This is a genomic window from Actinoplanes sp. NPDC051633, from assembly GCF_040681735.1.
Lineage (GTDB): Bacteria > Actinomycetota > Actinomycetes > Mycobacteriales > Micromonosporaceae > Actinoplanes.
In genome coordinates this window covers 1-5,642 of sequence record NZ_JBFAZH010000470.1, presented here as the reverse complement: position 1 = coordinate 5,642, position 5,642 = coordinate 1, and the positions used below count along the sequence as shown (strand labels likewise).

The window sequence follows — 5,642 nt, the reverse complement described above, 5'->3', positions numbered from 1 at the left end:
GTCACCGCCGCTGAGCCGGTCGGCCGCCGCGGGCGCGAGCATCGCCAGCTGCTGGCCGGCCTTGAGCCGGGCCTGCGCCGACGAGGTGGTCAGCCAGGCCGGCCCGGCCGGCCAGCCGCCCACGCTCGGCGGCCGGAACGGCACCTGGCCCAGCGCCCGCAGCATGCCGGTCAGTTGGTTGCGCTGCCTGTCCTCGAGCTTCGCCGGATCGACGCCGAGCTGCCGCAGCGCGCCCACGAGCCATTCCACGGGCTGCTTGACCAGATGGCCGCGGGCCGCGGCGAATTCTCCGGACAGCGCCAGCGCTCGCAGCATCGCCGTGACGTCACGCGGCCCGGTGTAGGCGGGCGGCGGCTGGTCGGTCGAGCCGTAGCGCAGCCACAGGCGCGCGGAGATGAACGGCACGTGCTCGGGGTGTCGCACCAGAAGGTCCGCGTAGGCGTCGACGTCGTCGATCCCGGACGCGCCGAGCAGGTTCGCCGGCTGCTTGTCGTGCCGCTGCTGTTTCAGCGTCGCCGTCCCGGTGGCCCGGTCGATCTGCCAGCCGGTCAGCACCTTGGCGCCGGCCTTGACGTCGTCCTCGGTGTAGTGGCCGACGCCGAGCGTGAAGAGCTCCATCAACTCGCGGGCCAGGTTCTCGTTCGGCGCCTTGCGGGTGTTGCGCTGCCCGTCGAGCCAGAGGATGAGGGCCGGGTCGCGAAGCATCGCGCGGACCAGGGGAGCGGTGTCGTGGCTGCCGTAGCGGCGGAAGGTCTGCTGCTGGGCCAGCATCAGCGCGGCGGAGCGCACCTTCTGCACGCTGGTCGCCCAGTGCCCGTGCCAGAAGAAGGTCAGCTTCTCGGCGGCCCCACCGGCGGCCATCCGGCCCAGCCACCACGACGTGGCCTCGACGACCTGTGGCCGGACGGCCTGCCGTGCCTTCTGCCTCTCCTCGCGGCTCGCGCCCTTGGCCAGGCCGCCGAACGGGTCCGGGCCGATGTCCGGCAGCGCCGGGAGCGCCGTGGGGGCGAGCAGCCGGTCGAGGGTGGCGCCCACGGTCTGCTTCTCCGCGGCGTCGACCTCGGCCTCGGTGGGGCCGAAGGTCAGCCGGCGCAGGAGGTGTGCCGTGGCTTGGCGATCCGTCATGACCGCCAAGCTAGAGATCGAACGTTCGAGATGTGTAAGCGCGCCGTCAGCCCGCTGAAAGGTTCAGTTCGAACGAGTAGCGGCTGGCCCGATAGACGTGGCTGCCGTACTCCAGGGCCCGGCCGCCGGCGTCCCAGGCCGTGCGCGACATGGTCAGCAGCGACGCGCCGCGCTTCTCCCGCAGGATGCGGGCCTCGCCCGCGCCGGCCGACCGGGCGCCGATCACCTGGGTCGCGATCCGGGGTACGTAGCCCGCCCGCCGTAACAATTCATAGAGTCCGCGCTCGGCCAGGTCCTGCTCGGTCAGCCGGATCAGGTCGAGCGGGATCGCGTTGTGCATCAGCGCGAGAGGCTCACCGCCCGCGTAGCGCAGCCGCTCGATCCACGTCACCTCGGTGCCCGGCTCGATCTCCAGCGCCGTGGCGATCTCCGGCGTCGCCGCGATCACCTCGAGCTTGAGCACCTCGGTGCGCGGCGCCCGATCGCTGGTCACCAGGTCGTCGTACAGGCTGGACAGCTCGACCGGCCGGCGCACCTTGGGGTGCACGACCTGCGTGCCGACCCCGCGCTTGCGCACCAGCATCCCGCGCTCGACCAGATACTGGATCGCGCGCCGGGTGGTGGGACGAGACACACCCAGCCGTTCCGCCAGGTCCACCTCGTTCTCGATTCGGGCGCCGACCCCGATCTCACCCTTCTCGATCAACTCCTGCAACCGGGTCGCCACCTGGAAATACAGCGGCACCGGGCTGGTCCGGTCGACCTCGACCGGGCGGATCGACTCGCGTGGCACGGACACCTCTGACGTCATGGCACCCCCTCAACTTCGACAGTTTGTCATGACAAAGTATTGACGTGGAAGCCCCCACGTTATTACATCGAAACCAACTGGCCTACAGCGACGACCGTCTACATCAAGGTGACGAAGGCCCCCCGGTGGGGTCTGCTTCGCCGTGCGCGGAAGGAACCGCATGCCCTCGGACGAGGTACTGACCATGGGACGCCTGGGCGTCGACCTGTATCCCGAACAGGTCGGTGTCTCGCTGCGTGAAGTCAAGACCTTCGCCAAGTTCCTGGGTGGCAGCGCCGCGAACGTGACCGTGGCCGCCGCCCGCTACGGCCGCCGCGCCACCCTGATCTCGCACACCGGCGACGACCCGTTCGGCGAGTTCCTGCACGACGCGCTGCGCGGCTTCGGCGTCGACGACCGGTTCGTGACGCCGGTGCCGCACCTGCCGACCCCGATCACCTTCTGCGAGATCTTCCCGCCGGACGACTTCCCGCTCTACTTCTACCGCTTCCCCAAGGCGCCGGACCTCGAGATCCGCACCGAGGAGCTCGACCTCGACGCGATCCGCACCGCGGACATCCTCTGGGTCACCGGCACCGGGCTCTGCCAGGAGCCGTCCCGCTCGGCCACCCTCGCCGCGCTCGAGGCGCGCGACAAGAGCGGGATCACCATCTTCGACCTCGACTACCGGCCGATGTTCTGGCCGTCCCGCGAGGAGGCGCGCGAGTGGTACCAGCGGGCCCTGCCCTATGCGACGGTCGCGGTCGGGAACGTCGACGAGTCCTTCACCGCCGTGGGCGTGAAGGAGCCGCGCAAGGCGGCCGCCGCGCTGCACGACGCCGGCGTCGAGCTGGCCGTGATCAAGCAGGGTCCGGCCGGTGTCCTGGCGTCGCGAAAGGGCGAAGAGGTCGAGGTGCCGCCCGTGCCGGTCGAGGTGGTCAACGGCCTCGGCGCCGGTGACGCCTTCGGCGGCGCGCTCTGCCACGGCCTGCTCAGCGGCTGGGCGCTCGAGGACCTGATGCGCTTCTGCAACGCGGCCGGCGCCATCGTCGCGTCCCGGCTGTCCTGCGCCGACGCCATGCCCACCGAGTCCGAGGTCCGTGCCCTGCTGGAAGGAGCGCCCCGTGCCTGACATCGCGGAACTCGTCGAGGCCCGGATCCAGCGGCCCCGGGCGATCGCGGCGGCGGCCGCCCGCCGGCAGCGCCCCGCCTCGCTGCTCGGTGACCACGGCAAGCTGATGATCATCGCCGCGGACCACCCGGCCCGCGGCGCGCTGCGGGCCGGCGCCGACGCGCTGGCCATGGCCAACCGCGCCGAGCTGCTCGACCGGATCTGCGCCGCGCTGGACCGGCCGGGGGTGAACGGCGTGCTCGGCACCCCGGACATCCTGGAGGACCTGCTGCTGCTCGGCGTCCTCGACGACAAGGTGGTGATCGGCTCGATGAATCGCGGCGGGCTGGCCGGCACCACGTTCGAGATCGACGACCGGTTCACCGCGTACGACGCGGACTCGATCGCCGAGGCCGGCTTCGAGGGCGGCAAGATGCTGCTCCGGATCGACCCCGACGACGCCGGTACCGTCACCACGCTGGAGTCGTGCGGGCGGGCCGTCGGCGAGCTCGCCGGGCATCAGCTGATGGCGATGGTCGAGCCGTTCATCTCGCACCGGGTGGACGGGCGGGTCCGCAACGAGCTGAGCGCCGAGGCGATGATCCGGGCGATGACCGTGGCCGCGGGCCTGGGCCGGACGTCGGCGTACACCTGGTTGAAGGTGCCGATCGTGCAGGACATGGAGCGGGTCATGGCGGCCACCACGCTGCCGGCGCTGATCCTGGGCGGTGAGGTGACCGCGGACGCGGACGCCGCGTACGCCCAGTGGTCCAAGGCCCTCGACCTGCCGACCGTGCAGGGCCTGGTGATCGGGCGCAGCCTGCTCTACCCGCCCAACGGTGACGTCGCCGGCGCGGTGGACCGGGCGGTGAGCCTGCTGTGATCCCCGACGTGATGAGGACCGAAGCGCGGGTGAACCCGGTGATGCCGCGGGGGAGCACCGCGGACAAGCCCTTCGAGCTCGTGGTGACGCCGGAGAACGCCGGCTGGGGCTACAGCGGCCTGCGGGTGCTGGACCTGCCGATCGGCACCCGGGCGACGTTCCGGACCGGCGAGGACGAGATGCTGGTCCTGCCCCTGTCCGGTGGCTGCGACGTGACCTGCGACGACGAGCGGATGACGCTGACCGGGCGGCGCTCGGTGTTCTCCCGGGTCACCGACTTCGCGTACGTGCCCAGGGACGCCACGGTGACCGTGCGGGCGCCCAGCGGCGGCCGGTTCGCGCTGCCCAGCGCACGGGCGACCAGGCGACTACCGTTCCGCTACGGCCCGGCCCAGGAGGTGCCCGTCGAGCTGCGCGGCGCCGGGCAGGCTAGCCGGCAGGTCAACAACTTCTGCACCCCGGAGACCTTCGAGTGTGATCGGCTGATCGCATGCGAGGTGCTCACCCCGGGCGGCAACTGGTCGTCCTACCCGCCGCACAAGCACGACGAGGCGAGCGACGGCGAGTCCTCGCTCGAGGAGATCTACTACTTCGAGGTGGCGCCGGCGCCCTCGGGCACTCCCGGCTCGGCCTACCAGCGCGTGTACGGCCACCCGGACCGCCCGATCGACGTGTGCTCCGAGGTGCGCAGCGGCGACGTCGTTCTGATCCCGTACGGGTGGCACGGCCCTTCGATGGCCGCGCCGGGCTACGACCTCTACTACCTCAACGTCATGGCCGGACCGGGGGATCGCGCGTGGCTGATCCGCGACGACCCGGCGCACGGCTGGGTCCGCGGGCTGTGGCAGCACCAGGACATGGACCCCCGGCTCCCGATGACCTCCGCAACCGAAGGCAGAAGCACGAAAGGATCGCGCTCGTGAGACTGACCGTCGCCCAGGCCGTCGTCCGGTTCCTGGCCAACCAGTGGACCGAGCGCGACGGCGTCGAGCAGCGGACGATCGCCGGCTGCTTCGGCATCTTCGGCCACGGCAACGTCGCCGGGGTCGGGCAGGCACTCCTGCAGGCGCAGCGCACGGGTGAGGCGGATCTGCCGTACCACCTGGCCCGCAACGAGCAGGCGATGGTGCACGCGGCGGCCGGCTACGCCCGGATGAAGAACCGCCTGTCGACGATGGCGTGCACCGCCTCGATCGGCCCCGGCTCGACCAACATGCTCACCGGCGCCGCGCTCGCGACCGTCAACCGGCTGCCGGTGCTGCTGCTGCCCAGCGACGTCTTCGCCACCCGCGTGGCGCAGCCGGTGCTGCAGGAGCTCGAGGACCCGCGCGGCTTCGATGTGAGCGTGAACGACGCGTTCCGGCCGCTGTCCCGCTTCTTCGACCGGGTCTGGCGCCCTGAGCAGCTGTCCTCGGCCCTGCTGGGCGCGATGCGGGTGCTCACCGACCCGGTGGAGACCGGCGCGGTCACCATCTGCCTGCCGCAGGACGTGCAGGCCGAGGCGTGGGACTTCCCGGAGGAGCTGTTCCGCAAGCGGGTGTGGCACGTGGGCCGCCCGGTGCCGGAGCCGGCCGCGCTGAAGCGCGCCGCCGACATCATCAGGGCCGCCGAGAAGCCGCTGATCATCGCGGGCGGCGGCGTCACCTACAGCGAGGCGAGCGCCGACCTGGACGCCTTCGCCCGGGCCACCGGCATCCCGGTCGCCGACACGCACGCCGGCAAGGGCGCGGTCA

The 5,642-nt window shown here is 71.7% G+C and carries 6 protein-coding genes; 4 read left to right on the top strand and 2 right to left on the bottom strand.

Annotation, left to right across the window (positions count from 1 at the left end):
- A partial coding sequence (locus AB0M20_RS24080) for a DUF1800 domain-containing protein (protein ID WP_364301698.1) occupies positions 1-1,125 on the bottom strand: 1,125 nt, incomplete at its 3' end.
- Positions 1,126-1,171: 46 nt separating this feature from the next.
- Complete coding sequence (locus AB0M20_RS24075) at positions 1,172-1,936, bottom strand: GntR family transcriptional regulator (protein ID WP_364301696.1); 765 nt, start codon at positions 1,934-1,936, stop codon at positions 1,172-1,174.
- Positions 1,937-2,096: 160 nt separating this feature from the next.
- On the opposite strand from AB0M20_RS24075, the gene iolC reads away from it, so the two are divergent.
- The 4 genes from iolC to AB0M20_RS24055 all read left to right on the top strand — a co-directional run.
- Positions 2,097-3,047, top strand: coding sequence for a 5-dehydro-2-deoxygluconokinase (gene iolC, locus AB0M20_RS24070; protein WP_364301694.1), 951 nt, complete (start codon positions 2,097-2,099; stop codon positions 3,045-3,047).
- On the top strand, positions 3,040-3,909 hold the full coding sequence (locus AB0M20_RS24065) for an aldolase (RefSeq protein WP_364301691.1): 870 nt from the start codon (positions 3,040-3,042) through the stop codon (positions 3,907-3,909). The genes iolC and AB0M20_RS24065 overlap by 8 nt, the downstream gene beginning before the upstream one ends.
- Before the next feature lie 11 nt (positions 3,910-3,920).
- On the top strand, positions 3,921-4,832 hold the full coding sequence (gene iolB / locus AB0M20_RS24060; protein ID WP_364301689.1) for a 5-deoxy-glucuronate isomerase: 912 nt from the start codon (positions 3,921-3,923) through the stop codon (positions 4,830-4,832).
- Positions 4,829-5,642, top strand: an 814-nt coding sequence (locus AB0M20_RS24055) for a thiamine pyrophosphate-binding protein (RefSeq protein ID WP_364301687.1), incomplete at its 3' end; no start/stop codon positions are given. The genes iolB and AB0M20_RS24055, both read left to right, overlap by 4 nt.